At 75.0% G+C, this 2,569-nt stretch carries 3 protein-coding genes; all 3 read right to left on the reverse strand.

Translation table 11 applies throughout. The features are described from left to right. The coding region (gene obgE, locus ABEB16_RS18230; protein WP_345713634.1) for a GTPase ObgE at positions 1–1,562 on the reverse strand (1,562 nt) is incomplete at its 3' end. A gap of 153 nt (positions 1,563–1,715) precedes the next feature. Beyond that, entirely contained in the window at positions 1,716–1,973 is a 258-nt protein-coding gene (gene rpmA, locus ABEB16_RS18235) for a 50S ribosomal protein L27 (protein ID WP_345713635.1), read from the reverse strand. A 10-nt stretch (positions 1,974–1,983) separates the two neighbouring features. Beyond that, on the reverse strand, positions 1,984–2,292 hold the full coding sequence (rplU, locus tag ABEB16_RS18240; protein WP_345713636.1) for a 50S ribosomal protein L21: 309 nt from the start codon (positions 2,290–2,292) through the stop codon (positions 1,984–1,986). Between the last annotated feature and the right edge of the window lie 277 nt (positions 2,293–2,569).

Genomic DNA, 2,569 nt, shown 5'->3' on the forward strand with positions numbered 1-2,569 from the left:
TCGTCGGAACCGGCCTCGTCGGAACCGGCCTCGTCGGAACCGGCCTCGTCGGAACCGGCCTCGTCGTCGGGGGCGGTCCAGTGCCCCGCGCGCCGCTCGGCGTCCAGCTCGGCGCGCGCCGCGGCCTTGGAGGCGCGCCGCTCCCGCTCCTGCTCGCGCTTGCCGGCGCGGGTGGGGCGCACGTGGTCCTCCAGCCGCAGGTCGCTGCCGCGCTGGCCGAGGACCTCCGCGCCGGAGACGAGCGTGGGCTCCCAGTCGAAGACGACGGCGTCCGGGCCGGCGCCGATGACGACCTCGGCACCCGCGACGGCCCCGGCCCGGAAGAGGGCGTCCTCCACCCCGGCGCGGGCGAGCCGGTCGGCGAGGTAGCCGACGGCCTCGTCGTTGGCGAAGTCGGTCTGGCGGACCCAGCGCTCCGGCTTGCGGCCGCGCACCACGAAGCGCTCGCCGTCCTCGGTCTCCTCGCGGGTGACGGTGAAGCCCTCCTCGTCCACCGCCTTCGGGCGCAGCACGATCCGGGTGGCCTCGGGCGCGGGGGCCTCGGCGCGCGCCTTCGCCACGAGCGCGGCCATCGCGAAGGTGAGCTCGCGCAGGCCCGCGTGCGAGACGGCCGAGACGACGAGGACGGGCGCCCCCAGCGCCTCCAGCTCCGGCCGGACGATGTCGGCCATGTCGCGGGCGTCGGGCACGTCGGCCTTGTTGATCGCGATGATCCGGGGGCGGTCGGCCAGCGGCACGCCGCCCTCGTCGACGGCGTAGGCCGCCAGCTCGGCCTCGATGGTGCGCAGGTCGGAGACGGGGTCGCGGTCGCTCTCCAGCGCGGCGCCGTCCAGGACGTGGACGAGCACGGAGCAGCGCTCGACGTGCCGGAGGAACTCCAGCCCGAGGCCGCGGCCGCGGCTGGCGCCGGGGATGAGGCCGGGCACGTCGGCGACGGTGAAGCGGACGTCGCCGGCCTCCACGACCCCGAGGTTCGGCACCAGGGTGGTGAACGGGTAGTCGGCGATCTTCGGGCGGGCCGCGGAGATCGCGGCGATGAGGCTGGACTTGCCCGCGCTGGGGTAGCCGACGAGCGCGACGTCGGCGACGGTCTTCAGCTCCAGGACGACGTCGCGGACCTCGCCGGGCTCGCCGAGCAGCGCGAAGCCGGGCGCCTTGCGGCGCTGGGAGGCCAGCGCCGCGTTGCCGAGCCCGCCGCGGCCACCCTCGGCGACGACGAACCGGGTGCCGACGCCGATCATGTCGGCGAGCACCTCGCCGTCGGCGGACTTCACGACGGTGCCCTCGGGCACGGGGACGACGAGGTCCCCGCCCTCGGCGCCGTTGCGGTGCCCGCCCATGCCGAAGCGACCGCTGCCGGCGCGGCGGTGGGGGCGGTGGTGGTGGTCGAGCAGGGTCGTGGTCTGCGGGTCCACCTCGAGGACGACGCTGCCCCCGCGGCCGCCGTTGCCGCCGTCCGGGCCACCGAGGGGCTTGAACTTCTCGCGGTGCACGGAGGCGCAGCCGTTGCCCCCGTCACCGCCGGCGACGTGCAGGACGACGCGGTCGACGAAGGACGTCATGGAGATCTCCTGCTCCGCGCGGGGAGGCGCGTCTGGTGGTGCGGGGAAGCCTGGTGGTGCGGGCGGGGCGGGTGCCGCCGGACGACGAAGGGGCGGGCCGGTAGCCGGCCCGCCCCTTTCCCGTCCAGCGACGGGATCACGCAGAGGGAGGTGTCACTCGCCCGCGGAGACGATGTTGACGACCTTGCGCCCGCGACGGGTGCCGAACTCGACGGCCCCGGCGACGAGGGCGAAGAGGGTGTCGTCGCCACCGCGGCCGACGCCCTCACCCGGGTGGAAGTGGGTGCCGCGCTGACGGACGAGGATCTCGCCGGCGTTGACGGCCTGGCCGCCGAAGCGCTTCACGCCCAGACGCTGGGCGTTGGAGTCACGACCGTTGCGCGAGGAGCTCGCGCCCTTCTTGTGTGCCATGAGACTGTCGTCACTCCCCGATGCCGGTGACCTTGATGCGGGTGTGCTTCTGGCGGTGACCCTGCCGCTTGCGGTACCCGGTCTTGTTCTTGTAGCGCAAGATGTGGATCTTGGGACCCTTGGTCTCCTCGACCACCTCGGCCCGGACCTTCACGGCGGCCAGCGCCGAGGCCTCGGAGGTCACCGTGGTGCCGTCGACGAGCAGGACGGGCTGCAGCTCGATGGTCGCACCCGCGCCCTGGGACACGCGGTCGATGGTCAGCACATCGCCGACCGAGACCTTCTCCTGCCGGCCACCGGCGCGGACGATCGCGTACACAACAGACCCGTTTCTCTCGACGAACCTCGGCGGCGCTGGACCCGGCGACCCCTGCCCAGGCGGCGGGTGGACCCACCCCGGGCAGACCTGCCCGCGAACGGATCCTGCCCTCGACCAGGCGGGGCGCACGCACACGCGCCAGGGGACAACATTACGGATGCGGGCGGAGCCGGGTCAAACCGGCCCCGCCCCACCCGGGACCGCTCAGCCCTCCGGCGGTGCGGCGGGGGCCTCCGGCGCCGCCGCGGGCACCGGCGCCGGCACGGGGAGCGCACCG

The organism is Kineococcus glutinatus, assembly GCF_039542765.1.
In the GTDB taxonomy this organism is placed as follows: Bacteria; Actinomycetota; Actinomycetes; order Actinomycetales; family Kineococcaceae; genus Kineococcus_A; species Kineococcus_A glutinatus.

What these genes read in the sequence shown, in the direction of transcription:
- rpmA (WP_345713635.1), bottom strand. Translation starts at nt 1,973, where the DNA reads ATGGCACACAAGAAGGGCGCGAGCTCCTCGCGCAACGGTCGTGACTCC.